Origin of the sequence: Bradyrhizobium tropiciagri (genome assembly GCF_018130545.1) — a bacterium.
Lineage (GTDB): Bacteria > Pseudomonadota > Alphaproteobacteria > Rhizobiales > Xanthobacteraceae > Bradyrhizobium > Bradyrhizobium tropiciagri_A.
On the sequence record NZ_JAFCKF010000008.1, the window covers coordinates 155836 to 182130 of the forward strand.

Genomic DNA, 26295 nt, shown 5'->3' on the forward strand with positions numbered 1-26295 from the left:
AAGGCCGGGACCCATACACCGCGGCCGGTGTTGTGGACGGGACTCGTCGTTCCAACGTCGCGCAACAACTGACATTTGTGGTTATGGGTCCCGGCCTTCGCCGGGACGACAGGGAGTGTCTCTTTTCCTGCTCATACCCGATCGGATGCGCTGGCAAGCGCCGGCAAACGGTGGTTAGATTTATGCGTCGGGATCACGGGCTCGCATCTTGGGGACGCCGCCATGGAGATCAAGAACGCATCGCCGTCGCTGTACAATGAAGACCTGGCGCCGGCCAAGGAACGCAACTGGGGCGCCTTCAGCATCTTCAACGTCTGGACCTCGGACGTGCACAGCCTGTGGGGCTATTATCTCGCCGCCAGCCTGTTCCTGCTGTGCGGCAGCTTCGTCAACTTCATCCTCGCGATCGGCGTCGGCTCGCTGGTGATCTTCGTGCTGATGAGCCTGATCGGCAACGCCGGGGTGCGGACCGGCGTGCCCTATCCGGTGCTGGCGCGGGCCTCGTTCGGCGTCTGGGGCGCCAACATTCCGGCGCTGGTGCGCGCCATCGTCGCCTGCTTCTGGTACGGCGCGCAGACCGCGGCGGCCTCGGGCGCGATCGTCGCGCTGCTGACCCGCATCGACGGCTTCAAGGCGTTCCACCAATCGAGCCACATGCTCGGCCATTCCACGCTCGAGGTGATCTGCTTCGTCGTGATCTGGGCGCTGCAACTGCTGATCATCCAGCGCGGCATGGAGACCGTGCGGCGCTTCCAGGACTGGGCGGGACCGGCGGTGTGGCTGATGATGCTGATCCTCGCGATCTATCTCTGCGTCACGGCGGGCGGCATCTCGTTGACCGCGCCGATCCCGCAGGACGTGCTGCTGGAGAAGACCAAGGAGGCCGGCGTGCCCGGGGTGCCCGGCTCGTTCCCGGCGCTGTGCGCCGTCGCCGCGACCTGGATCACCTATTTCGCCGCGCTCTATCTCAACTTCTGCGACTTCTCGCGCTACGCGCCCGACGTCCACGCGCTGCGCAAGGGCAATATCTGGGGCCTGCCGGTCAATCTGATCCTGTTCTCGCTGGTCGCCGGCGTCACCACGATCGCAGCCTTCAACGTCTATCACGAGGTGCTGCTGCATCCCGACCAGATCTCGGCGAAGTTCGACAGCTGGTTCCTGGCGCTGCTCGCCGCGGTCACCTTCGCGGTGGCGACGCTCGGCATCAACGTCGTCGCCAATTTCGTCTCGCCGGCGTTCGATTTCTCCAACGTGTTTCCGCGCCACATCGACTTCAAGAAGGGCGGCTACATCGCGGCGCTGATCGCACTGGCGCTGTATCCGTTCGCGCCCTGGGAGGGCAGCGCGGCCTCGTTCGTCGGGCTGATCGGCGCGACCATGGGGCCGATCTACGGGATCATGATGGTCGACTATTACTTGATCGCCAAAGGCCGGGTGGACGTGCCGGCGCTCTATCAAGAGAACGGCGAGTATCGCTTCCAGAACGGCTGGAACGTCAGCGCGCTGATCGCGGCTGCCGTCGGCGCGCTGTTCTCGTCGGTGCTGCCGAACTTCACCTCGATCCTGCCGGCGTGGTGGGCGGTCTATGGCTGGTTCTTCGGGGTCGCGATCGCAGGGGCGGTCTACTACGCGCTGCGTGTTGCGATGCCGAGCCCGGTTGCCAAAACCGCCTGAAGGACGGCCTGAGGGCCGTCAAATTTGCTGCTTTGGCAGGCGGCCGACAGCATTCGGCCGCCACTTTGGGCTCGCATTAACTCTTCGCTCATCCTTTTCGCCAAAATGGCAGGCTCGCGCTGCCGCGCTTGCTCGCGGCGGGACGAGCGGCGTGGTGAAATTGCGTGTTCGGTTCTCCGAGTTGGTGTCATGCGTAACCTGATGATTTTCGCGGCCATCCTGATCGGGCTGGGCACCTTCATGGCCCAGATGGCCAGCAAGATGTCGCCCGCCGCCGCGACCACCACCAAGCAGACCGTCGCCCCCGCCGTCACGGTGGCGCAGGCCAGCGCCCGCACGCTCAGCATCGCGCCCGATCCGCGCGGTCATTTCGCGACCGACGGCCGGATCGACGGCCAGCGTATCAATTTCATGGTCGACACCGGCGCCTCCGTGGTTGCCCTGAACGAGACCTCGGCCGCGCGCTTCGGCCTGCGTCCGGTGCCGGGCGACTACACCTCGCGCGTCACCACCGCCAACGGCACCATCAAGGCCGCCCGCGCCCGTCTCGCCATGGTCGAGATCGGCGGCATCACCGTGCGCGACGTCGACGCCCTGGTGTTGCCCGACGAGGCGCTGTCGGAAAACCTGCTCGGCCTGTCCTTCCTGTCGAAGCTGAAGCGCTTCGAATACGCCAATGGCAAATTATTGCTGGAGCAATAAGAGCCCATCCGCACGGGGCACCGTGCAACAAACTCGCTGTCGTCCCGGCGGAGGCCGGGACCCATAACCACGAATGGGTGTTGTTAGAAAACCGTCTCGCCGCGTGCCCATTGCGCCGGCTGCGGCGTATGGGTCCCGGCCTTCGCCGGGACGACGATTAGGGATAGTCATCGCCCATTTCCGCCGTAATTGTCGGCCACCAGCCGCAATCCAACCTTTCGCCCGGCCTGCCCATTCGCTAAAGGCTGCGGCGATGTCTTTCTGCATACGACCATAAGGCCGACCCATGTTTCCCAAGCCGAAATCCGCGCTGGTCCCGAACACCTATGCCTTCGAATCCGAGCCGATGGTGAAGCCGACCGGGTTTCGCGAATACGACGCGCGCTGGCTGTTCAACAAGGAGATCAACCTGATGGGCGTGCAGGCGCTGGGCATGGGGCTCGGCGCGCTGATCGCGGAGCTCGGCGTCAAGCAGGAGATCGTCACGGGCCACGATTTCCGCGGCTATTCCGCCTCGATCAAATACGCGCTGATCTCGGGCCTGATGGCGGCCGGCTGCAAGGTGCATGACATCGGGCTGGCGGTGACGCCGATGGCCTATTTCGCGCAGTTCGATCTCGACGTGCCCTGCGTCGCGATGGTCACCGCCTCGCACAACGACAATGGCTGGACCGGCGTCAAGATGGGCGCCAACCGCCCGCTCACCTTCGGTCCCGACGAGATGACGCGACTGAAGCAGATCGTGCTCAACGCGGAGTTCAGGAATAGCGCCGGCGGTTCCTATCAGTTTCACGAGAGTTATCCGGCACGCTACATCGCCGACCTCACCAACCGGCCGAAGCTGAAGCGCAAGCTGAAGGTCGTCGCGGCCTGCGGCAACGGCACCGCGGGCGCGTTCGCGCCGCAGGTGCTGGAGGCGATCGGCTGCGAGGTGATTCCGCTCGACACCGAGCTCGATCACACCTTCCCGAAATACAATCCGAACCCGGAAGACATGGAGATGCTGCACGCGATCCGCGATGCGGTGCTGGCGCACAAGGCCGATGTCGGTCTCGGCTTCGACGGCGACGGTGACCGCTGCGGCGTGGTCGACAACACCGGCGAGGAGATCTTCGCCGATAAGGTCGGCGTGATGCTGGCGCGCGACATGTCGGCGATCAACGCCAACGCACAGTTCGTCGTCGACGTGAAGTCGACCGGGCTGTTCGTGACCGATCCGGTGTTGCAGAAGCAGAGCGCCAAGACTGTCTACTGGAAGACCGGCCATTCCTACATGAAGCGCCGCACCAATGAGCTCGGTGCGCTCGCCGGCTTCGAGAAATCCGGCCACTTCTTCTTCAACAAGCCGTTCGGCCGCGGCTATGACGACGGCCTGGTGTCGGCGATCGCGATCTGCGAGATGCTCGACCGTGCGCCCGGCAAGTCGATGGCCGATCTGAAGGACGCACTGCCGAAGACCTGGTCGTCGCCGACCATGTCGCCGCATTGCGCCGACGAGACGAAGTACGGCGTGGTCGACGCCGTGGTGAAGCACTTCGAGGCGTTGCAGCAGAACGGCGGCAAGGTTGCGGGCCAGAACATCCGCGATCTCGTCACCGTCAACGGCGTGCGCGTCACGGTCGCGGACGGCAGCTGGGGCCTGGTGCGTGCATCCTCGAACAAGCCGGAGCTCGTGGTCGTGGTCGAGAGCCCGGTCAGCGAACAGCGCATGCGCGACATGTTCGAGGCAATGGATTCCGTGCTGCGCACCTATCCCGAGGTCGGCGAGTACAATCAGAAGATTTGAGGCGGGACCGCCGCGAGCGAACGAGTCGTCCGACATCTTGAATCCAGCGCCATCCTCATCGTCGTCCTGGCGAAAGCCAGGACCCATTACCCCAAATGAGTCCTGTTGTGCGGTGCCGGGGCCACGATCCCGTTCACCATCAACTATCGTGGTTATGGGTCCTGGCTTTCGCCAGGACGACGATCGTGTGTGAGGTCGCTGTCATCCCGCGCGGGCGATGACAGTTGGGCGGGATGCTTACGCCGCCGGCACCGGCAGCGCGGTCACCGACTTGATCTTCTCCATCGCAAAGCGCGAGGTGACGTTCTTCAGCGGCACGGCACTGATCAGCTTCTTGTAGAACACGTCATAGGCCTGCATGTCGGCGACCACGACGCGCAGCATGTAGTCGACGTCGCCGGCCATCCGGTAGAACTCCATCACCTCGGGCATGGCGCTGACCGCATCGGCGAATTTGCGCAGCCAGGCTTCCGAATGGTCGGCGCTCTCGACCGAGACGAACACCGAAATCCCGAGCCCGATCTTGTTCTGGTCGACCAGCGCCACGCGACGCAGGATCACGCCATCGGCCTCGAGCCGCTGGATCCGCTTCCAGCACGGCGTCGACGACAGCCCGACCCGGTCTCCGATCTCGGCGACGGAGAGCGAGGCATCCTCCTGCAACACGGTCAGGATCTTGCGATCGATGGCGTCGAGGCGGCGATTATTGTCATGAAGCTGAACGGCGAGTTCGGACATAGAAGAAAGTTCCATATGAAGGATCAATATCCCTCATATAGAGAAAAATCTTCTCGCGCAAGCGGTTCCTAGCCGGTCAGGCTGGCCGGGCCTCGGCGTGCTCGCCCAAAAACGCTTCAACTTCAGCACGTTGCGGTGCGGCATAAGCGCCCCCGAAGCGGGTGCATTTCAGCGCTGCGGCGGCGGACGCGAAGCGCAGCGCCTGCCGCAGCTCCTGCTTCTCGGTGATCGCCAGCGCAAACGCTCCGTGGAAGACGTCGCCGGCGCCGAGCGTGTCGACGGTGTGGACCGGGAACGCAGGGGTTTCCTCGAGCTCGCCCTGCTCATTGAGCCAGATCGTGCCCATCGGCCCGCGGGTGCCGGCCAGGAAGGAGGGGGTGAGCTTGGCGAGCTTGTGCAGCGCCTGGCCGTCATCGGTGACGTCGGCGGTCTCCTGCAGCGGCTCGCTGGAGAACACCAAATGGGAGGAGGCGGTCAGCAGCCCCTCCCGCATCGACATCGCGCGGTCGACGTCGACCACCACGGGAATGCCGCGTTTGACGGCCTCGGCGCACAGCTCGGTGCAGAACGGCGCGCAGCGGCTCTCGGTCAGGATCGCCGCGCAATCCTCCAGCAACAGGTCGGTCGGCGGCAGCTTGACCTTCCACAGCTCGGGGTCGCGGAAGGTGACGATGGTGCGCTCGCCGGTGTCGTCGATCATGATCGCCGAAATCGGGGTCACCAGATCAGGCATGTGGATGAGATGGTTGGTCTCGATACCTTCCTGGCCGAGCTTGTCGAAGATGTAGCGGCTCGAGGTCTCCCGCGAATCGCCCATCGGTCCGCAGATCGAGACGCGGCCGCCGAGCCGGACGATGCCGATCGCGGCGTTCAGCGCGTTGCCGCCGCAGATCTCCTCGAAATGGGTCGCGTTCTCCTTGGAGCCGCGGGCCGGAACGCCGACGCGGAACGTCAGGTCGCGCACCGGCAGGCCGATGCAGAGGATACGGGGCGGGATTTTCGGGGCGCCGTCTTGAAAATTCATGCAGGGATCCGTCGCAATGGTTCCACGCGCGATCGTCATCGCGCCTTAGCTCATTGTTTGAGCATGATCTTTCCGGAAAACCGCTTCGCACTTTTCCGGATCATGCTCCAACTGGCACAAGTTGTGACCAGTCTAATCGGCAGAACGATGTCCGGTTCCCGCTATTGGTCCAGCGGGTTTCGGTGGTGCACCCAGCGGCCGAGCAAATGATGGGCAATCGCAAACGGATGCGGGCCGGCAAGGCCGTCGGGGTGCTGGCGCTTGAGCATCAGCGTCGCCTCGGCATGGTCGAACCAGCGCGCATCTTCCAATTCGGTGCGGTCGACCACGATGTCCTCGTTGGTCGCGCGCGCGGTGCAGCCGATCATCAGTGATGACGGGTAGGGCCAGGGCTGCGTCATGTAATAATTGACGTCGGTGCAGCGGATGCCGGACTCCTCGAAGATCTCGCGCCGGACCGCGTCCTCGATGGTCTCGGCGGCCTCGACGAAGCCGGCGAGGCAGGAATACATCCCGGGCATGAACTGCTTCTGGCGTCCGAGCAGCACCTTGTCGCCTGAAGTGACCAGCATGATCACGACCGGATCGGTGCGCGGAAAATGCTCGGCCTTGCAGCTCGGGCATTCGCGCTTCCAGCCGCCGTCCTTCATCGCCGTGCGGGTGCCGCAGTTCGGGCAGAAGCCGTGGCGCTGATGCCAGGTCACCATCGATTTCGCCATCGCGATCGCGGAGAGCTGCTCGGGCGGCACCACGCCCTGCATCGCCATGCCGCGCAATTCGGTGATCGCGACGTCGCCGCGCCCGACCAGCTTCTCGGCCGCCTGCGGCGCGATCCCCATGCCGAAGATCGGCGCCGCGTCGCGCAGGCCGAGGAAGATCGTGCCGGGATTGGCGCCGTAGCCGCGCGCCTCCTCCAGCGAGAGCAGCGCGCGGGCGCCGCCATCCTCCTGCTTCACGACCAGCGAGTCGCGGTAGATCACATAGGCGCGGGCTTCGCGGTGGCTCTCCAGCGCGAACAGTTTCTCGTCACTGGTGCGCAGATGCGCGGCGCGGTCGAGCACATGGGTGACGAAGGCCGGCTGGCCGAGCGGAAATGAATCGGATGCGGACATTGAATTTCAACCCAACCAGATCTTGCGGCGAAGCGCGCTGATGAAATTCTGCACTTCCTCGGCGTCATGCGCCAGCGGCGGCATCACGCCCCAAACGGGACGCGGCCATGCAGCGTCGCTGGTGCGGCGTGCGATGACATGGACGTGAAGCTGCGGGACGAGGTTGCCGAGCGCTGCGACATTGAGCTTGTCGCATTTGGTGACCTCTTTCAGGGCCCGCGAGACGCGGGTGATCTCGGTCATCAGCTGCGCCTGCTCGACCTCGTCGAGGTCGATGATCTCGACCGCGCCGTCGCGCCGCGGCACCAGCAAGAGCCAGGGATAATGCGCATCCTTGATGACGAGCACCTTGCACAGCGGCAGGTCGCCGATGTCGATGGTGTCTTTGTTGAGCTGCGAATGCAGCGACCAATTGGAGGCGGGCATGAGGGGCAAATAATGCCTTTCCGTGTTCCCAGACAAGCCCCACAAAGCCAGCCCTACAAAGCCGGTCAGGCCGCTTGCTTTCCGGCGGTTTTGGCCCCAAATAGGGACCGGGAGATTGGCGGTGGACGAGCCACTCGCCAACCGGGTCAGGTCCGGAAGGAAGCAGCCCTAACGAGGTCCGGATCGGGTCGCTCGTCAGTCTCCTACCTGTTTTTCCGAGCGAATCGCGCTGGAATGGCGGTCTCCGCGCCCGGCGCTCGATTTCGGCTCCTATCCGCACGCCGGCTGAAGAGACACCCAAGTTGCGGATCGACGCATGAATGACGCTGGCGACCCCTCCCAACCGTCCGACGGCGCAAACCAGAGCGGTTTCGATCTCGGTACAGCGCCCGATGCCGCCAAGCCGTACCGCGTCCTCGCCCGCAAATACCGCCCCTCCAGCTTCGAGGATCTGATCGGCCAGGAGGCCATGGTCCGCACCGTCTCGAACGCGTTCGAGACCGGGCGGATTCCGCAGGCCTGGATCCTCACCGGCGTCCGCGGGGTCGGCAAGACCACCACCGCCCGCATCCTCGCCCGCGCCCTGAACTACGCCAAGCCGGACGGCTCGGTGAAGGGGCCGACCATCCACATGCCCGACCTCGGCGTGCACTGCCAGGCGATCATGGAAAGCCGGCACATGGACGTGCTGGAGATGGATGCCGCCTCGCACACCGGCGTCGACGACGTCCGCCAGATCAATGACAGCGTGCGCTATGCGCCGGCGAGCGCGCGCTACAAGGTCTACATCATCGACGAAGTCCACATGCTGTCGACGGCGGCGTTCAACGCCTTCCTGAAGACGCTGGAGGAGCCGCCGGAGCACGCCAAGTTCGTGTTCGCCACCACCGAGATCCGCAAGGTGCCGATCACGGTGCTGTCGCGCTGCCAGCGCTTCGACCTGCGCCGCGTCGAGGCCGACGTGCTGATGAAGCATCTCGGCAACATCGCGACCAAGGAAGGCGTCGAGGTCGAGCCCGAGGCGCTCGGCATCATCGCGCGCGCGGCCGAGGGGTCGGTGCGCGATTCGCTGTCGCTGTTCGACCAGGCGATCGCGCACGCCGCCGGCAATGTGAAGGCCGACGCGGTCAGGCAGATGCTCGGCCTCGCCGACCGCACCCGCGTGATCGACCTGTTCGATTCGCTGGCGCGCGGCGATCTCGCCAGCGCCTTCACCGAATTCCGTGCGCAGTACGATGTCGGCGCCGATCCGGTCGTGGTGCTGTCCGACCTCGCCGAGTTCGTCAATTTCGTTACCCGCGTGAAAGCCATCCCGGCGACCGCAGACAATGTCGCGTTCGGCGAGACCGAGCGCGTGCGCGCGCGTGAGTTCGCCGCAAAACTGTCGATGCGGGTGCTATCGCGGATGTGGCAGATGCTGCTCAAGGGCATCGCCGAGGTGCAGACCGCGACGCGCCCGGCCGCCGCCGCCGAGATGGTGCTGGTGCGGATCGCCTATGTCGCCGACCTGCCGACGCCGGATGAAGCGATCCGGATGATGATCGAGAACGGCGGCGGCGCCGCGCCCGCGACATCAGGCTCCGCCGCATCGTCCCCGTCACGCGGCGCACCGGCCTCGGCGATGTCAGCCATGCCGTCGTCGGCGCCGGTACGCGCACCGCAGGGTGCGCCGCGCGCCGATCTTGCCGCGCGCCCGCAGATGGCGGCACCGGCCGGCAATGCCGCGCCGGCGCTGCGGATCACGAGCTTCCCGCAGCTGATCGCGCTCGCCGGCGAAAAGCGCGACATCATGACCAAGAGCGCGCTGGAGGCCGATGTGCGGCTGGTGCGCATCGAAGACGGTCAGCTCGAGATCGCAATGGAGCCGAAGGCGCAGCGCGCGCTCATCACCGACCTGCCGCGCAAGCTCGAACTGTGGACCGGGCGGCGCTGGACCGTGATCATCTCCAACGAGGCCGGCCAGCCAACGGTGCGCTCGCAGAACGAATTGGCGCGCAGCGAGCATCAGCGCACTGCGGAAGCCGATCCGCGCGTGCAGGAGGTGCTGGCGCGCTTCCCCGGCACCAAGGTGATCGAGGTCCGCCGCCTTGCCGCCGAGGTTCCGGTTGCGACCGGCGAGGACCCGATTGAAACTTCCGACAGCGACGACGATTGATCCGGTTATAGGAACGCACGCATGGCTGATTTTCTCGGCATGATGAAGCAGGCAGCGCAGCTGCAATCCAAGATGCAGGAGATGCAGGAGCAGCTCGGCAATGTCGAGGTCGAAGGCATTTCCGGCGGCGGCCTGGTCGCGGTGCGCATGACCGCGAAGATGGAAGTGAAGGGCATCAAGATCGATCCGTCGCTGATGAAGCCGGAGGAGCGCGAGGTGCTCGAGGATTTGCTGGTCACCGCGCATGGCGATGCTCGCCGCAAGGCCGAGGCGGCGATGCAGGAGAAGATGATGGCACTGACCGGCGGGCTCGGCCTGCCGCCGGGATTTGGTCCGACCTAGAGCTCGGCGAGATCAAGATGAATCATCGTGCTTTGGTTCTTTGTTTGAGCATGCTTTCTTCGGAAAACCGCATCGCACTTTTCCGGATCATGCTCTAATGGCTGCGAGCGTTGCCGGCCCCGAGATTGAACGCCTGATCCAGTTGCTGGCGCGGCTGCCGGGCTTAGGTCCCCGTTCGGCGCGGCGCGCGGCGCTGCATCTGATCAAGAAGCGCGAAGCGCTGATGACGCCGCTGACGGCGGCGCTGCAGGTCGCGATCGACAAGATCCAGGTCTGCAAGACCTGCGGAAACATCGATACACAAAACCCCTGCACGGTGTGCACCGATCCGCGCCGCGATCCCGCGATCATCGTCGTGGTCGCCGATGTCGCCGATCTCTGGGCCCTGGAACGCGCCAATGCGACCAATGGCCGCTATCACGTGCTCGGCGCGACGCTGTCGCCGCTCGACGGCGTCGGTCCGCAGGATCTCACCATCGATCAGCTGGTGGCGCGCGCGCATGCGCCCGAAGTCAGTGAGATCATTCTGGCGCTGAATGCGACCGTCGATGGCCAGACGACCGCGCATTACATCACCGACCTGTTGTCGGAGGCCAATGTGCGGGTCACGCGGTTGGCGCATGGCGTGCCGGTCGGTGGCGAGCTTGATTACCTCGATGAAGGTACGCTATCGGCTGCCATGCGGCAGCGGACGCTGTTTTAGAGCATGATCCGGAAAAGTGCGAAGCGGTTTTCCGAAAAGATCATGCTCAAACAAAGAGCTAAGGCGCGATGACGATTCATCTCATCGCGCCTTAGCGCGATTGGAAGCCAGACGCGACGGACTTCGCCAGGCGATCCGTCACAAGTCGAAAAGATCGCACTGAAACAAAATGATAGGGTGGATGACGATTCGGGGATGGTCATCCACACTCTGACGAATCAAATACGGAACCACGGCAAATGACGACACACCGATTCGGCGTACGCTTGGGCTTTGCGTGTCTCGCGGCAATTTTCGCCGCGCCCGGCGCGATCGCGCAGCAGAGCGACGCGCCGCAGAAGCCCGGCAAGATCATTCACGCCGGCGACGTGCTGTCGGGGGAACTCGGCGTCATGAAGGTGCGCGATACCAAGAATCGCGGCAAGCGCGTCGCGACCTACCAGATCACCAGCGAGCCGCGCCGCCTGCCGCCGCCGAACGGTCTGTGCAACCTCGAAACCGGGCCGGAAACCTTCCAGTTGATTCCGACCAACGACGCCCAGGCCGCGCAGCTCAAAAGCCTCTCCGGCAAGGCCATCTCGGTGAAGGTCGACGAGGTCGCCTGCGCCAAGGACGCCGGCGAGATGAGCGAAGCCATCGTCACCAAGTGGAGCGTGGTCGCGAAGTAACCGGCTCAATCGCGGTGTCAGCGAACGAGTTGTTTGGCATCCTGAACCGTCCGCATCGTCGTCCTGGCGAAAGCCAGGACCCATTACCCCAACTATCCGTTATTGCGCGACGCTGAGGCCAGAATCCCGTTCACAACCAAGTGCGGTGGTTATGTGTCCTGGCTTTCGCCAGGACGACGCGGAGAGAGTTCAGGCGGGCGACCCGGTGGCGGGCTACGACAGTCGAGCTAAACCCGCACCGGCCCCAGCTCATCAAAGTGCCCACGGCGTTGCAGCCAGGCCAGCAGGATCAGGCTCGGGATCGCGACCAGCACGCAGATCACGAAGAACACCTGCCAGCCGACCGCCTTGGCGATATAGCCGGCACCCGACGACAGGTAGGTGCGCCCGACCGCCGCGAGTGCGGTGAGCAGCGCATACTGGGTCGCGGTGTGCAGCGGATTGCGGCACAGCGCCGAGAGATAGGCGACGAAGATCACGGTGCCGATCGCGCTGGTGAAATTCTCCGCGGTGATCGCGAGCGCCAGCGCCCATTGATCGACCCCGACATGGGCGAGCCAGGAGAACGACAGGTTGGCGACCGCCTGCAGCACGCCGCCGATCCACAGGCTCGACGCCAGCGAATAGCGCCGCGCCACGAAGCCGCCGGCAAAGCCGCCGATCAGGGTTGCGGCGAGGCCGACGCCCTTCACGATCGCAGCGTAATCGACCTTGGAGAAGCCGATGTCGATCACGAACGGCGCAGTCATGGTGCCTGAAAACGCGTCGGTGAATTTGAACAGCACCACAAAGGCGAGCGCCGCAAGTGCGTCCTTGCGGCTAAGGAACTCGGAGAATGCGCCGAGCGCCGCGTGCAGCACGCGCTCCGCTGCGTTCTGCGCGTGCGTGGCTTCCTCCGCGCCTTTCGACTGGGGCGGCTCGGTCGCGGCAAGCGCGGTGACGATACCGATCACGACCAGCGCGGCCATCACCATATAGCCCCACATCCACGCCGACGGGCGCGCAAGGCCGGCGGATTCGAAGCCGCTGACGATGAACAGCGCACCCGCAGTCGAGACCAGCATGCCGACGCGATAGGCCGCGACATAGGACGCCATGCCGGCAGCCTGCTCGCTCTCCGGCAGGCTTTCGACGCGGAACGCATCGACCACGATGTCCTGCGTCGACGACGCCGTTGCGACCAGGAGCGCGGCAAACGCGGCAAACCATGGTGATCGCGCCGGATCGGCCACAGCGAGCACCACGATCGCTGCGATCAGGAGTAACTGCGAGAGCAGCAGCCAGCCGCGGCGGCGCCCGAACACCTGCGTGAACAGCGGCACGTGCAGCGCATCGACCAGCGGCGCCCAGAGGAACTTCAGCGTGTAGGGCGTGCCGATCAGCGCCAGCAGTCCGATGGTGCCGAGATCGACCCCGGCCTCCTTCATCCAGACCTGCAGCGTCGAGCCCGACAGCGCCAGCGGCAGGCCCGAGGAGAAGCCCAACAGCAGCACGATCAGCACCCGTGGCTGCAAGTACACAGCGAAGCTATCGCGCCAGGAGGTGGCGGACGCTGGGACCGGTTTGGTAGATCCGTCCGACGTGGCTTCAGGTGCGGTCATAGGGTTGTTGTTACCAGATTCGACCGCAAAAAGACTGTCATCGCCCGGCGGGCGCTGACATCAAAAGGTTGGCGGGGACGCCACGCCAAATTCGATGTCGTCCCTGCCGAGTGCGCAATTGCGCACGGGAGCAGGGACCCATAACCACGAATGGCGGTGGTTGGCGATGTTGGAACAACGAACCCCGCAGCAACGAAAGCCGCGGCATATGGGTCCCTGCTTTCGCAGGGACGACAAGTGGAGACAACCTTGTTCCCCACGTCTGCCATCGCCTGGCTTGACCGGGCGACGGTCGAGCCGGGTGATGACACCGATTGGGTGGTGCGAACGCGCCAAACAACCCCTAAGGCAACGCCTACTCCCCCGCCTGCAGCTTGCGCGGGGCGGGGAACAGGTCGGTGGCGGCGGGCTTGACGAAGCGTGGCACCTCGATCGGGGTCTCGGACTTGCTGAAGTCGAGTTCCTCGATGCGGCCGGCGCGCTTCTCGATCTTGTCGGCGGAGATCAGGATCTGCCTGACGTCCTCGTTCACCTGGCCGAAGTGATTTTGCAGCTTGAGCACGCGCTCGCGCAGCCGGCCGAGGTCATCGCCGAGATGCATTACCTCGTTGCGGATCTGGTCGGCGGCGTCGCGGATCCGGGCGTCCTTCAGGATCTGCTGCATCACCTGGATCGCCAGCATCAACAGCGAGGGCGACACCAGCACGACGCGGGCGCGATAGGCTTTCTGGACCACGTCGTCGAAGCCGTCATGGATTTCGGCATAGACCGATTCCGACGGCACGAACATCAGCGCGGTGTCCTGGGTCTCGCCCGGGATCAAATATTTCTCCGCGATGTCGCTGACATGCTTCAGCACGTCGGCGCGCAGCCGTTGACTGGCGAATTTGCGTTCCTCGTCGCTGCGCGCATCGTGCAGCGCGGTCATCGCTTCCAGCGGAAATTTCGCGTCGATGCAGAGCGGGCGCTGGTCGGGCAGGTACACGACGCAGTCCGGTCGCTTGCCGGTGCTCAGCGTGTACTGGAACTCGAACGAGCCCTTCGGCATGCCGTCCTGGACGATTGCCTCCATCCGCGCCTGGCCGAACGCGCCGCGCGATTGCTTGTTGGCGAGCACGTCGCGCAAGGTCGTCACCTGGGTGGTGAGCTCGTTGAGGTTCTTGTGGGCGTGATCGATGATGCCGAGCCGCTCATGCAGCACGCGGAGCGAATCCATCGTGTTGCGGGTCGATTGCTCCATCGACTGGCCGACCCGGTGGGTCACCGAGTCCAGCCGCTCGTTGACGGCGCGGGCCATCTCGGCCTGGCGGCCGGCTAGCGCCTGCGCGAAGGCATCAACCTTGGCGTCGACCCGGCCGGAGGATTCGCTCTGGGCGCGGAGCATGTCGGCCAGCCGCTCCTCCAGCTCGTCGGCGCGAATGGCCTGGGCCATCGCCAGTTCCGCGCCGCGCCGGCTGCCGCGGGCGATCACCACGGCGATGGCGAACAGCAGGATCAGCGCCAGCGCGCCAAGGCCGATCAGCGCGTCGGAGACGCGGACCGGGAGGTCGCCAATCATCAGCAGAATCTCGTTCATGGCGTCCGTTGTAGCCGATTCGCGACCGGGCGCGAACGAAGAGGGAACGCTTATGGTAAATGCTTTCCGAACTTTCTTGGTTAATCGGGCGTGAAGAAACGTGGTTAAGGCTGTCTTAACTGGTTCCTGAACGCATTGACCGCATCAGGCCCGCGGCTTAAATCGCCGCCATGGCATTACGAGAAATCATCATCCTGCCGGACAAGCAGTTGCGGCTGGTGTCGAAACCGATCGAGAAGGTGACGCCGGAGATCCGCAAGCTCGCCGACGACATGCTCGAGACCATGTACGACGCGCCCGGCATCGGGCTTGCGGCGATCCAGGTCGCGCAGCCGCTGCGCCTGATCACCATGGACCTCGCCAAGCGCGACGAGAACGGCGAGACCACGCCGCAGCCGCGGGTGTTCATCAATCCGGAGATCGTGTCGCATTCGGACGAGCTGTCGGTCTACGAAGAAGGCTGCCTGTCGATCCCCGAATATTACGAGGAGGTCGAGCGCCCGGCGCGGGTGCGCCTGCGCTTCACCGACCTCGACGGCAAGCTGCACGAGGAGGATGCTGAGGGGCTCTACGCCACCTGCATCCAGCACGAGATCGACCATCTCAACGGCGTGCTGTTCGTCGACTATCTGTCGAAGCTGAAGCGCGACCGCGTGTTCAAGAAGTTCGAGAAGGCCGCCAAACGCGCGGCGGAGTAGGCGCGGTTGCTCTCGCATCATGGCCGGGCTTGACCCGGCCATCCACGTCTTGCTTCGCTGTGGCCGAAAACGTGGATGCCCGGGACAAGCCCGGGCATGACGGAGCACTCCAACTATCATCGAGCCCTGCCTGATGCCTCTCCGCCTGATCTTCATGGGCACGCCCGATTTCGCGGTGCCGACGCTGCTGGAACTCGTGGCCCACGGCCATGAGGTCGCGGCCGTCTACACCCGCGCGCCGAAGCCGGGCGGGCGGCGCGGCCTGCAATTGCAGCCGACGCCGGTCGAGCAGGAGGCGCGTCGCCTCGGCATTCCCGTATTGACGCCGAAGACGCTGAAGACAGATGAAGCGCTCGCGGAGTTTCGCGCGCATGACGCGGACGCCGCCGTCGTCGTCGCCTACGGCATGATCCTGCCGCAGGCGATTCTCGACGCGCCGAAGCTCGGCTGCTTCAACCTGCATGCGTCGCTATTGCCGCGCTGGCGCGGCGCTGCGCCGATCAACCGCGCCATCATGGCTGGTGATGCCGAGAGCGGCGTGATGGTGATGAAGATGGATGTCGGCCTCGACACCGGCGACGTCACGATGGCCGAGCGGCTGCCGATCACGGACAGCATGACGGCGTCCGACCTGCACGACGCGCTGGCGCCGCTCGGCGCCGATCTGATGGTGCGCGCGATGGGCGGGCTGCAGCGCGGCGGCTTGCAGCTGACCAGGCAGAGCGCGGACGGTGTTACTTACGCCGCCAAGATCGAGAAGGCCGAGGCGCGAATCGACTGGAAGCAGCCGGCGCACGCGGTGTTGCGGCATATTCACGGGCTATCGCCGTTCCCCGGCGCCTGGTGCGAGCTCGCGGGCGAAGGCGAGCCGGTGCGGCTGAAGATCCTGCGCTGCGAATTGGCGAAAGGCACGGGCGCGCCGGGGGATGTGCTCGACGATAATTTTGCGATCGCCTGCGGCGACGGCGCGATCCGGATTCTCGAATTGCAGCGCGCCGGCAAGGGGCCGATGAAGGCGGCGGACTTCTTGCGCGGCACGCCGTTGAAGCCGCCCGCGCAGCTCAGCTGATGCCCCGCTACAAGCTCACCATCGAATATGACGGCACGCCGTTCTCCGGCTGGCAGATCCAGGATACCGCGCCGACCGTGCAGGGCGCGCTGGAGACGGCGGTCAAGGCGATCTGCGGCGAGGAGGTGCGGGTCCATGGTGCCGGCCGTACCGATGCCGGCGTGCATGCACGCGGCCAGGTCGCGCATTGCGACATCGCCAAGCATTTTCCGCCCGGCCGCTTTCGCGACGGGCTCAACGCGCATCTGCGGCCCAATCCGATCGCCGTGCTCGCGGCCGATATCGTGCCCGACGATTTCGAGGCGCGGTTCTCGGCGATCAAGCGGCACTATCTCTATCGCATCACCAACACCCGCGCGAACCTCGCGCTCGACATCGGCCGGGTCTGGCGGGTGCCGCGCGCGCTCGATGCCGACGCGATGCACGAGGCCGCGCAGCGCCTGCTCGGCAAGCATGATTTCACCACCTTCCGCGACACCGAGTGCCAGGCCAAGTCGCCGGAGAAGACGCTCGACCAGCTCGACGTCACGCGCGAGGGCAGTGCGATCAACATCGTGACCTCGGCGCGCTCGTTCCTGCACAGCCAGGTGCGCTCGATGGTGGGTTCGCTGGTCTGGGTCGGCGAAGGCCGCTGGAGCGCGGACGATCTCGCCGGGGCGCTCGCCGCCCGCAACCGCGCCGCCTGCGGCCCCGTCGCGCCGCCGGACGGGCTCTATCTGATGCGGGTGGACTACTAGGCCGCCTGAATGGTCTCGTAGGATGGGTTTCGCTACGCTCTAACCATCCTACGGACTGTATCTGGTATGGGCGGATTGCCGGTGACCCCAATCCCTACTGTGCATGGGGTTGTTTTCGATGTTTTTCCGGCCGAGCGGCTGGATTACGCAAAATACCGGTCCAGCACGCCGCGATAAATCTTCGTCAGCTTCTCGAGGTCAGCCACCGGCGTGCGCTCGTCGATCTGGTGCATGGTCTGTCCGACCAGGCCGAATTCGATCACCGGGCAATAGCTCGAGATGAAGCGCGCATCCGAGGTGCCGCCTGAGGTCGACAGCTCTGGCTTGCGGCCGGTGACCTCCTCGATCGCGGCGACCGCGAGATCGGTGAACGGGCCGGGCTGGGTGACGAACACGTTGGAGTTCGACGGCATCCAGTCGATATGGGCGCGGATGCGGTTGCCGCAGGCTTTTGCCAGCCGCGCATCGACCAGCTGCCGCAGGCTCTCCTGGGTGTGATTGTCGTTGTAGCGGATGTTGAACTTCGCCCGTGCCTGGCCGGGGATCACATTGGTTGCTGTGTTGCCGACATCGACCGTGGTGAATTCGAGGTTGCTCGCCTGGAATTGCGCGCTGCCGTGATCGAGCGGCTCGTCGCTCAGCGCCACGATCAGCCGCGAGATATCCGGCACCGGGTTCGCGGCGCGGTGCGGATAGGCGACGTGGCCCTGCATGCCATCGACAATCAGCGTGCCGGATTGCGAGCCGCGCCGGCCGATCTTGATCATGTCGCCGAGCACCTCGACATTCGACGGTTCGCCGAGCACGCAGTGATCGAATTTTTCGCCGCGCTCGGCACACCATTTCAACAGCTTGACGGTGCCGTTGATCGAGACGTCTTCCTCGTCACCAGTGATCAGGAAAGAGATCGAGCCGCTGCCATTCTCTTGTGCTTTGCCGCCATGGTCGCTGAGATATTGCAGCACGGCGGCGACGCTGCAGGCGATGCCGCCCTTCATGTCGACGGCGCCGCGGCCGTAGAGATAGCCGTCCTTCACCTCGCCGGAGAATGCGCCGAGCGACCACGCCGCTTCATCGCCGGGCGGCACCACGTCGGTGTGGCCGGCGAAGGTGATGTGCGGCGCCGCAGAGCCGATGCGCGCATAGAGGTTGTCGACGTCGGCGGTGCCGGGCTCGGAGAAGGTCACGCGGTGGACCTCGAAGCCTGCGGTTTTCAGCAAATTTTCGAGAACGCCAAGCGCGCCGGCATCGGCCGGGGTGACGGAGGGGCAGCGAACCAGATCGCGGGTAATCGAGACGGCATCGGTCATGCGCCTCGCTTAACACGTCACAGCGCAGGTGGACCAGCTTTGTGCGGCACGATATCGATCTCGCTTTGCTGATCCCAGCCCTGCGTCGAGCGCGACCCAGTGCCGCGGCTGCCGCCACGGCTCACATGGGTTTTGCCCAGCGGATTGGGACCGTAGCGATTGGGGTAAGAGGTGCCGCGCAGAAACGCCAGTTCGATGAAGCCCCAGATGTAGAGCACGAACACGATCGTGCCCGCAGCCATCACCCAATAGGATTCGTCGGGAAGCCGGCCCGAGAACTGGCTCATGAGACCGGGGATCGCGAAGTAAGGGACCATCCACCAGCCACTCTTGTCGCGGTCGTGCAGCCGCTTGATCGAGACCGCGATATAGACCCAGACGAACAACACCGTTCCGCTGGCCTTGACCAGCAGCGCCGGCAATCCAGCCCAGCTCAGCGATCTGTAGCTGTCGGGGTCGAAGGCGCGGAAGATGTCGTCGACATTGAAGCCGAACCCGCCCTTGCCGCCGAGGCCTGCCAAGATCACCAGCGCGGCCAGGAACATCATCCAGCAGACGATGATCAGCGCTCCGAGCCAGAATTTGCCCCGGTTGACGCGGCCCTTGAAGCCGAACAGGTAATTGGCCCAGTCCATGAAAAAACTCCGGGCAGCGGCAATGTTTCGCGGCCCGGAGTTTTGTCGGCGTCAGGCAGAAATTGGTTCGATACTTTGGGTCCCGTCATCCTGAGGAGCGCGAAGCGCGTCTCGAAGGATGAATCGGCCACCAGCCGGGCCGTCGACCCTTCGAGGCTCGCTTGCGCGAGCACCTCAGGGCGACGGGGATGGATCGGCCTCTGCGGGCGCTTCTTCAGTCCCGCAGCAGCTCGTTGATGCTGGTCTTGGCGCGGGTGCGCTCGTCGACGCGCTTGACGATCACGGCGCAGGCGGTGGCCGGGCCGGGCTGGCCGTTCTTCAGCGGCTTGGCCGGCAGGGTGCCCGGCACCACGACGGCATATTCCGGGACCTCGCCGACGAAGATCTCGCCGGTCTCGCGGTCGACGATCTTGGTCGAGGCGCCGAGGAACACGCCCATCGACAGCACCGCGCCCTTGCGCACGATGACGCCCTCGGCGACCTCCGAGCGCGCGCCGATGAAGCAGTCGTCCTCGACGATCACGGGCTCGGCCTGCAGCGGCTCGAGCACGCCGCCGATGCCGACGCCGCCGGAGATGTGCACGCGCTTGCCGATCTGGGCGCAGGAGCCGACCGTCGACCAGGTGTCGATCATGGTGGCTTCATCGACATAGGCGCCGAGATTGACGAAGGAGGGCATCAGCACGACGTTCCTGGCGATGAAGGCCGAGCGGCGCACGATCGCGCCCGGCACGGCGCGGAAGCCGGCGTCGCGAAAACGGTTCTCGCCCCAGCCCTCGAACTTGGAGGGCACCTTGTCCCACCACGAGGCCTTGCCCGGACCGCCCGCGATCTGGCCCATGTCGTTGAGGCGGAACGAGAGCAGCACCGCCTTCTTCAGCCACTGATTGACCTTCCACTTGCCGCTGGTCTCGCGCTCGGCGACGCGGGCCTCACCCTTGTCGAGCAGGTCCAGCGCGTGGTCGACCGCCTCGCGGACCTCGCCCTTGGTCGAGGTCGAGATGCCTTCGCGGGCGTCGAACGCGGTGTTGACGGTGGTTTCGAGGGCGGACAGCGACATCGGGACGATCCTTGGGCGTATCGGGGATATGACGGGAATTTTGCAGGGCTTTTTCGGAATTTGGGGCCGCGGAGTCAAGGCAAAGTCCGCCGCTGAGCGATCTCTCAGCTCCGCCGGGACGACGAACGGAGGGATCAGGGTTTCAGCCGCTGCAAGAACCCGGTGAGATCATCCGTGACATGGTCGACATAAGCCGCGTCGCGGCCCTCCAGCTCCCAGGTCTCGCGCACCACCTCCTGGCTGCCGTCGGGCACGACCAGCACGGTGGTCATGCCGAGCTCATGCGGCACCACCAGATTGCGCGCGAGGTCCTCGAACATCGCGGCCTTCGCCGGGTCGACGTCGTGCAGCCTGAGGAATTTCTGATAGGTCTGAGGCGCCGGTTTCGGTTCGAGATCGGCGGCAATGATGTCGAACACGCCGTCGAAATGATGGCCGATGCCGAGCCGGCCGAGCACCGCATCGACATGGTCGACCGAGCCGTTGGTCAGGATCAGCTTGCGTCCCGGCAGCTTCTCGATCGCAGCGCCCATCGCGGGATTCGGTTGCAACGGCGAGTGATCGATCTTGTGCACATAGGCGAGATAGTCGTCGGCCTGCACGCCGTGCTCGGTCATCATGCCGCGCATCGTGGTGCCGTAGCGCAGATAATAATCCTTCTGCAGCCGACGTGCTTCCTCGGGCGAGATCTTCAGCCAGTTGCCGACAAACTCGCCGATCCGCGCATCGACCTGCTGCCACAGATTGACGTGATGCGGGTACAGCGTGTTGTCGAGGTCGAACACCCAGGTCTCGACATGGCTGAAGCTGCGGGGAGTTTTGGTCATGGCTCTCTCAACGCGTCGTCCCGGCGAAGGCCAGGACCCATACGCCGCGGCTGCAATTGGGGCCGTGGTGAGCGTTGCCTTTCGTTGTGGGTGTGTCGCCGGTGAACGACACATGGCGCGGTGGTTATGGGTCCCGGCCCCGTGCGCAATTGCGCACTAGGCCGGGACGACGTCGATATTTGTGGCGCCATCATCTTCATCACGGCACCGCGAAGCGCAGCGTCTTGCCGCCGCTGGTCATGTCGACGGTGGTGAAACCGAGCGCGGTGAGGCCGCGGGTGGCGCAATCGCCCTGCTCGTTGACCTCGAACTTGCTGTCGCGGGTGCAGAGCTGCACCGCGCCGCCCCAGTTCAGCGGCCTGTCCTTGATGCGGATGGTGCGGTTATCGCCATCGACCGCTTCGGCAAAGGAATAGATCTGCTTCGGCGTGCCCGTGACGTCGGGATGCAGGCATTTGCCGGGGTCGATGCGATACCAGCCGCGGCTGGTCACCGCCTTGCCGTCGTCGGTCGCAACTGAGGCCATCACCTTGTACTGGGTGTCGTTGCACCAGGTCAGTCCTGACGCGGACGGCTTCTGCACGGCGTCGACCATGGCGGTGAAGAAGTTCGGCGACTGCACGATGTCGCTGCCAAGCCCGCGGCTCTTGAGGAAGGCCGACAGCGCGCTCTGGGTCTTCGGCCCGTCGACGCCATCGATCGGCGCGGCGTCGTAGCCCGCGATCACCAGCAGCCGCTGGATGCCGGCGAGCCGCGCCTGCTCGTCGTCATATTCGCTGTCCTCGGCGAGATAGGCGACGAGATTGCCGTCATCGGCCTGCGTCGGCGTGATCTGGGTGAACTGCGCCGGGGTCTGGCCGGAGCGGCACTGACGCGCGGCGGCGATGACGAAATTGTCCTGCGCGACGCACAGCGTATCGGTGCCGTTCTGCGGGATCGGCGAGGCGCCATAGACCCCGAGCGCGCGGGCGTTGAGCAGCACGCGATCGGCGGTGAGCGCGCCCTGCACGACGACGCGGCAGGTCGCGGGATCGATCCGGAACCAGCCGCGCGTCGCGGTTGCGGCCTTGTCGTCGATGCCGATCGCGGCCTCGATCACATAGCTCATGCGATTGCAGAGCTTGAGGTCGGCATGCGCCGGCGCCGACGAGAACAGGAACGACACCAGCGCGCCCGGCAGCGCCATCGCCAGCCGCGCCGCCGGTGACCGGCGAGGTTTCCTCGCCGTGTGTCCCGCGTCTGCCATTACTTATGGATCAGCGTGCCGGTGCCCTGGTTGGTGAACAGCTCGAGCAGCACCGCGTGCTGGGTCTTGCCGTCGATGATCACGACGCCCTGCACGCCCTGTTCGAGCGCATAGATGCAGGTCTCGACCTTCGGGATCATGCCGCCGGAGATCGTGCCGTCGGCGATCAGCTTGCGGGCTTCCTTGATCGACAGGTCCGGAATCAGCTTCTTGGACTTGTCGAGCACGCCGGGCACGTCGGTCAGCAGCAGCAGGCGCTTGGCCTTCAGCGCGCCGGCGATCGCACCGGCAAAGGTGTCGGCGTTGATGTTCAGCGTCTGGCCGTCCTGCGAGGTCGCGAGCGGCGCCAGCACCGGGATCAGCTCATAGCCGATCAGCTGGTTGAGCAGCGTCAGGTCGACCTTTTCAGGATCGCCGACGAAGCCGAGATCGACCGCCTTCTCGATGTTGGAATCGGGATCGACCATGGTGCGCGTCGTCTTCGACGCCTTCACCATGTTGCCGTCCTTGCCGGACAGGCCGACGGCCTTGCCGCCGGCTTCGTTGATGTAGCCGACGATCTGCTTGTTGACCGAGCCGGCCAGCACCATCTCGACGATCTCGATGGTCGCAGCGTCGGTGATGCGCAGGCCGGCCGCGAATTCCGACTGGATGCCAAGACGCTTCAGCATGGTCGCGATCTGCGGCCCGCCGCCATGCACGACCACCGGATTGATCGCGGTCTGCTCGAGCAGCACGATGTCGCGCGCGAACGCCTTGGCGGTCTCCTCGGCGCCCATGGCATGGCCGCCGTACTTGATGACGATGGTTTCCTCGTCATATTCCTGCATGTGCGGCAGCGCCTCGGACAGGATGCGGGCCTGATCGAGCGGGCTGATGTGCTGGTCGGTCATGGGGCTGGTCTCATCGTCAGCGGAGGGACGGGCGCGGTTCTATCTGATTGCCGGGCGCGGCGCAAAGCGGGTTGATGCAGGGCTGTCAGACTGTGGCCCCTCTGCCTTCTCCCCTTGTGGGAGAAGGTGGCGCGGATGCAATCCGCGCCGGATGAGGGGTTTGTCTCCGCGGATAGAGACCCCTCACCCACCTTCGCTCCGCGAAGGCCCCCTCTGCCACGAGGGGAGAGGGAAAGGGCAGCCTATCCCTGCTTCGGCCACATCGCCGAAACCACCAGCACCAGCCAGCTCAGGATCAGCAGCGTTCCGCCAGTCGGCGCGGCCATCGGAAACAATCCATGGCCGGCATATTGGCGCAGCACCAGGTCGCCGGCGAACAATGACGCCGCGATGACGAAACCCGCCGCCGCCGCCACTCCGAGCTTGGCATGGATGACCGCGCGGTCGGCGACCGCAATCGTCGCGATCGCGGCGGATGCATGGAACAGCAGCATCGAGGACGCCGCCGCCAGCCGCGTGGCGTCAGGCAAATGGGCAGCACCGGCCGCCAGCATCACCCCGCAGGCGCCCATGATCGCGGCTAGCCCAATCAGGAGGCGATGCACGCCGTTCATCAGCGCCGCTCCTCGATCAGGCGCACCATGGCGGCGCGCAGCTCCGGCATGCCGTCGCCGGTACGCGACGAGGTCACCAGAATTTCGGGGAAGGCAGCGGGATGCTTGGCGAGCTTGGCGATGGTGTCGGCGGTGACGGTCTTCAGTTCGCCGGGTTTGACCTGGTCGGCCTTGGTCAGCACGACCTGGTAGCTGACCGCGGACTTGTCCAGCGTCTTCAGCACGTCGAGATCGACGTCCTTGATGCCGTGGCGCGCGTCGATCAGCACATAGACCCGCGCCAGCGTGGCGCGTCCGAGCAGGAATTTATGGATCAGCGCCGTCCATGACGCGACCTTGGTCTTCGGCGCCGAGGCGTAGCCGTAGCCGGGCATGTCGACCAGGCGGAAGGCTGCGTTCTCGGGCCCCTCGAAGAAGATCAATTCCTGGGTGCGGCCGGGCGTGTGCGAGGTGCGCGCGAGGTTGCTGCGGCCGGTCAGCGCGTTGATCAGGCTCGACTTGCCGACATTGGAGCGGCCGGCAAACGCGACCTCGAGGCCGGCCATCGGCGGCAGCGTCTCGATCGAGGGCGAAGCCCAGATGAAGCGCCAGTCGCCGGCGAACAGCTTTCGCCCCTGCTCGATCAGCTCCGCATTGGGTTCGGCGGTCATATGCGAAGGATCCCATTTCATCGTGGTCGGGCAAAAGCCCAAGGCGCAGCTTTGGCGTAAGACGACCCGGCCATCCCCGTCAACGTCTTGTCTTGCTGGTCTCCAAAATGTCGATGCCCGGCACGAGGCCGGGCATGACGCAGTGATCGGGCGGATTGCCGGAAGCTATGTCGGCTTCTTGGCGAACGTCGACTTCAGATTGTCGAACAACTCCACCTTCACGCCGTTCTTGCGCATGATGAAGCTCTGCTGCAGCACCGAGAGCGTGTTGTTCCAGGCCCAGTAGATCACGAGACCCGCCGGGAAGCCGGCCAGCATGAAGGTGAAGATCAGCGGCATCCAGTCGAAGATGATCTTCTGGGTCGGATCCGGCGGCGCCGGGTTGAGCTTCATCTGGACCCACATCGTGATGCCCATGATGATCGGCCAGATGCCCATCACCAGATAGGCGCCGAAATGCGGTCCGAGCAGCGCGATCGGATCGAATGGGACGAGGCCGAACAGCGTGAACAGATTGGTCGGATCGGGCGCGGAGAGATCCTTGATCCAGCCGAAGAACGGTGCGTGCCGCATCTCGATGGTGATGAACAGCACCTTGTAGAGCGAGAAGAACACCGGGATCTGCAAGGCGACGGGAAGACAACCGGCGATCGGGTTGATCTTCTCCTTCTTGTAGATCTCCATCATCTCCTGCTGCTGCTTCACGCGGTCGTCAGGATAGCGTTCCTTCAGCGCCTGCAGCTGCGGCTGCACCGACTTCATCTTCGCCATCGAGGCGTAGGACTTGTTGGCGAGCGGGAAGAACAAGAGCTTCACGATCACGGTCACGAGCAGGATCGCGATGCCGAAATTGCCGACCAGGCGATAGAACCAGTCGAGCGCCAGGAACATCGGCTTGGTGATGAAGTAGAAGTGGCCCCAGTCGATCAGGAGATCGAAATGGTTGAGGCCGAGCTGCTTGTTGTAGCCGCCGAAGCCGACCAGCGGGAAGTTGAGGCCGACGGTTGCGGCTTCCTTGGCGCCGGCGAACAGCCGCGCATTGGCAACGCCGGTGCCGCCGATCGGAATCGTCTGCGCGCCGAGCATGTAGTCGGCCTGGTAGCGCTTGTCGCCGGTGGTGAAGCGGGCGCTGTCCAGCGTCGCGTTGGTTTCCGGCAGCAGCGCGGTGGCCCAATATTTGTCGGTGATGCCGAGCCAGCCGTCGGTGACCTTCGAGAACACGATGCCGCGCGAATTGCCGCCGGTCGGGGTCTTGGCTTCGTCGAGGTTCTTGTAGGTGAATTCCTGCAGGCCCTGCTCGCCGAGATAGCCGATCGGGCCTTCGTGCAGGATCGCGTAACCGGAGACCGGCGGCTTGCCGCCGCGCGAGATCAGCCCGAACGGATACAGCGTCACCGGCGCGCTGCCTTGATTGTTGACCTCGTCCTTGATGCTGAAGAGGTAGCGATCGTCGACCGAGATGGTGCGGCGGAAGGTCAGGCCCTGGCCATTCTCGTATTTCAGAACCACCGGGGTGCTCGGCGACAGGCTGTTCGATCCCTCCTGCTGCCAGACCGTTTCGGCGTCCGGCGTCTTCACCGACGCGCCATTGGCGGTCAGCCAAAGGAACTCGGCGTAATAAGGCTCGGCCGTGCCGGACGGCGACAGCAGCACGACGGCCGGCGATTTGGGATCGACCGTCTCGCGGAACTGGACCAGCGCCAGATCGTCGATCCGGGCGCCCTTCAACGCGATGCTGCCGATGACGCGCGGGGTCTCGATCTTGATGCGCGGGCCGGCTGCAAGCACGGCCTCGCGGCTTGCCACCGGAGCGTCAGCAGCAGGCGCGCCCGGTGCCGGTGAGGGCGTGGTCGAAGCACCCGGAGCGGCGCCAGGAGCAGCGCCTGGTGCGGCCCCCGGGGTTGCCTGCGGCGACGGCTTCAGCAATTCGGCCTGTTTCTGCGCCTCGCGCTGCTTCTCCATCTGCGGCACGTTGTAGAAATATTGCCAGGCGATCAGGACGAGGCCGGACAGAATGACGGCAAGGATCGTGTTGCGGTTGTCGGACAT

The 26295-nt window shown here is 64.9% G+C and carries 25 protein-coding genes and 1 other RNA gene; 11 read left to right on the forward strand and 15 right to left on the reverse strand.

Features of this window, described 5'->3' with window-relative positions:
* The first annotated feature begins 222 nt into the window (after positions 1-222).
* From JQ616_RS30695 to JQ616_RS30705, 3 genes are all read left to right on the forward strand, one after another.
* Positions 223-1674, forward strand: a complete 1452-nt coding sequence (locus JQ616_RS30695; protein WP_212021200.1) for an NCS1 family nucleobase:cation symporter-1 — start codon at positions 223-225, stop codon at positions 1672-1674.
* Between the two features lie 189 nt (positions 1675-1863).
* A complete protein-coding gene (locus JQ616_RS30700; RefSeq protein WP_249137482.1) occupies positions 1864-2376 on the forward strand; it encodes a TIGR02281 family clan AA aspartic protease in 513 nt (170 codons plus the stop codon).
* Between the two features lie 286 nt (positions 2377-2662).
* Positions 2663-4162, forward strand: a complete 1500-nt coding sequence (locus JQ616_RS30705; protein WP_212021202.1) for a phosphomannomutase/phosphoglucomutase — start codon at positions 2663-2665, stop codon at positions 4160-4162.
* A 237-nt stretch (positions 4163-4399) separates the two neighbouring features.
* Here JQ616_RS30705 and JQ616_RS30710 read toward each other — a convergent pair whose 3' ends face one another.
* From JQ616_RS30710 to JQ616_RS30725, 4 genes are all read right to left on the reverse strand, one after another.
* Entirely contained in the window at positions 4400-4900 is a 501-nt protein-coding gene (locus JQ616_RS30710) for an Lrp/AsnC family transcriptional regulator (RefSeq protein ID WP_212021204.1), read from the reverse strand.
* A 76-nt stretch (positions 4901-4976) separates the two neighbouring features.
* A complete protein-coding gene (locus tag JQ616_RS30715) occupies positions 4977-5924 on the reverse strand; it encodes a sugar kinase (protein WP_212021206.1) in 948 nt (315 codons plus the stop codon).
* Positions 5925-6085: 161 nt separating this feature from the next.
* Positions 6086-7036 carry an NAD(+) diphosphatase gene (nudC, locus tag JQ616_RS30720; RefSeq protein WP_212021208.1) on the reverse strand — a complete coding sequence of 317 codons (951 nt, stop codon included), beginning with the start codon at positions 7034-7036 and terminating at the stop codon, positions 6086-6088.
* Between the two features lie 6 nt (positions 7037-7042).
* Positions 7043-7462 (reverse strand): HIT domain-containing protein, encoded by a 420-nt coding sequence (locus JQ616_RS30725; RefSeq protein WP_212021210.1) that lies wholly within the window; start codon positions 7460-7462, stop codon positions 7043-7045.
* 110 nt (positions 7463-7572) lie between these two features.
* Here JQ616_RS30725 and ffs point away from each other — a divergent pair.
* From ffs to JQ616_RS30750, 5 genes are all read left to right on the forward strand, one after another.
* Positions 7573-7669, forward strand: an RNA gene (gene ffs, locus JQ616_RS30730) — signal recognition particle sRNA small type.
* 109 nt (positions 7670-7778) lie between these two features.
* A complete protein-coding gene (locus JQ616_RS30735; protein ID WP_212021212.1) occupies positions 7779-9617 on the forward strand; it encodes a DNA polymerase III subunit gamma/tau in 1839 nt (612 codons plus the stop codon).
* Positions 9618-9638: 21 nt separating this feature from the next.
* Complete coding sequence (locus JQ616_RS30740) at positions 9639-9959, forward strand: YbaB/EbfC family nucleoid-associated protein (RefSeq protein ID WP_076864531.1); 321 nt, start codon at positions 9639-9641, stop codon at positions 9957-9959.
* A gap of 97 nt (positions 9960-10056) precedes the next feature.
* Positions 10057-10662, forward strand: coding sequence for a recombination mediator RecR (recR, locus tag JQ616_RS30745; protein WP_163160808.1), 606 nt, complete (start codon positions 10057-10059; stop codon positions 10660-10662).
* Positions 10663-10901: 239 nt separating this feature from the next.
* Positions 10902-11330: a hypothetical protein gene (locus JQ616_RS30750; RefSeq protein WP_212021214.1), complete on the forward strand. Its 429-nt coding sequence runs from the start codon at positions 10902-10904 to the stop codon at positions 11328-11330.
* A gap of 227 nt (positions 11331-11557) precedes the next feature.
* Here JQ616_RS30750 and JQ616_RS30755 read toward each other — a convergent pair whose 3' ends face one another.
* Together JQ616_RS30755 and JQ616_RS30760 are read right to left on the reverse strand one after the other, a co-directional pair.
* Positions 11558-12931, reverse strand: coding sequence for an AmpG family muropeptide MFS transporter (locus JQ616_RS30755; protein ID WP_212021215.1), 1374 nt, complete (start codon positions 12929-12931; stop codon positions 11558-11560).
* A gap of 355 nt (positions 12932-13286) precedes the next feature.
* Positions 13287-14507, reverse strand: coding sequence for a DNA recombination protein RmuC (locus JQ616_RS30760; protein WP_212021216.1), 1221 nt, complete (start codon positions 14505-14507; stop codon positions 13287-13289).
* Between the two features lie 170 nt (positions 14508-14677).
* On the opposite strand from JQ616_RS30760, the gene def reads away from it, so the two are divergent.
* From def to truA, 3 genes are all read left to right on the forward strand, one after another.
* Positions 14678-15205 carry a peptide deformylase gene (def, locus tag JQ616_RS30765; protein WP_212021217.1) on the forward strand — a complete coding sequence of 176 codons (528 nt, stop codon included), beginning with the start codon at positions 14678-14680 and terminating at the stop codon, positions 15203-15205.
* Positions 15206-15338: 133 nt separating this feature from the next.
* Entirely contained in the window at positions 15339-16274 is a 936-nt protein-coding gene (gene fmt / locus JQ616_RS30770; RefSeq protein ID WP_212021218.1) for a methionyl-tRNA formyltransferase, read from the forward strand.
* The gene (truA, locus tag JQ616_RS30775) at positions 16274-17011 is read left to right on the forward strand and encodes a tRNA pseudouridine(38-40) synthase TruA (RefSeq protein ID WP_212021226.1); all 738 of its coding nucleotides are present in this window, start codon (positions 16274-16276) and stop codon (positions 17009-17011) included. The genes fmt and truA overlap by 1 nt, the downstream gene beginning before the upstream one ends.
* Before the next feature lie 143 nt (positions 17012-17154).
* Here truA and dapE read toward each other — a convergent pair whose 3' ends face one another.
* The 9 genes from dapE to yidC form a co-directional block, all read right to left on the reverse strand.
* Positions 17155-18321 (reverse strand): succinyl-diaminopimelate desuccinylase, encoded by a 1167-nt coding sequence (gene dapE, locus JQ616_RS30780; protein ID WP_212021227.1) that lies wholly within the window; start codon positions 18319-18321, stop codon positions 17155-17157.
* A gap of 17 nt (positions 18322-18338) precedes the next feature.
* On the reverse strand, positions 18339-18956 hold the full coding sequence (locus JQ616_RS30785) for a DUF805 domain-containing protein (protein WP_212021228.1): 618 nt from the start codon (positions 18954-18956) through the stop codon (positions 18339-18341).
* A gap of 214 nt (positions 18957-19170) precedes the next feature.
* Positions 19171-20016 (reverse strand): 2,3,4,5-tetrahydropyridine-2,6-dicarboxylate N-succinyltransferase, encoded by an 846-nt coding sequence (dapD, locus tag JQ616_RS30790; protein ID WP_212021229.1) that lies wholly within the window; start codon positions 20014-20016, stop codon positions 19171-19173.
* 134 nt (positions 20017-20150) lie between these two features.
* Positions 20151-20843 (reverse strand): pyrimidine 5'-nucleotidase, encoded by a 693-nt coding sequence (locus JQ616_RS30795; protein WP_212021230.1) that lies wholly within the window; start codon positions 20841-20843, stop codon positions 20151-20153.
* Between the two features lie 199 nt (positions 20844-21042).
* Positions 21043-22029 carry a DUF1036 domain-containing protein gene (locus JQ616_RS30800; RefSeq protein WP_212021690.1) on the reverse strand — a complete coding sequence of 329 codons (987 nt, stop codon included), beginning with the start codon at positions 22027-22029 and terminating at the stop codon, positions 21043-21045.
* Positions 22030-22088: 59 nt separating this feature from the next.
* A complete protein-coding gene (argB, locus tag JQ616_RS30805) occupies positions 22089-22982 on the reverse strand; it encodes an acetylglutamate kinase (RefSeq protein WP_212021231.1) in 894 nt (297 codons plus the stop codon).
* A 242-nt stretch (positions 22983-23224) separates the two neighbouring features.
* The gene (locus JQ616_RS30810; protein WP_212021232.1) at positions 23225-23596 is read right to left on the reverse strand and encodes a DUF423 domain-containing protein; all 372 of its coding nucleotides are present in this window, start codon (positions 23594-23596) and stop codon (positions 23225-23227) included.
* On the reverse strand, positions 23596-24246 hold the full coding sequence (gene yihA / locus JQ616_RS30815; protein ID WP_212021234.1) for a ribosome biogenesis GTP-binding protein YihA/YsxC: 651 nt from the start codon (positions 24244-24246) through the stop codon (positions 23596-23598). The genes JQ616_RS30810 and yihA overlap by 1 nt, the downstream gene beginning before the upstream one ends.
* A gap of 165 nt (positions 24247-24411) precedes the next feature.
* Positions 24412-26295 carry a membrane protein insertase YidC gene (yidC, locus tag JQ616_RS30820; protein ID WP_212021236.1) on the reverse strand — a complete coding sequence of 628 codons (1884 nt, stop codon included), beginning with the start codon at positions 26293-26295 and terminating at the stop codon, positions 24412-24414.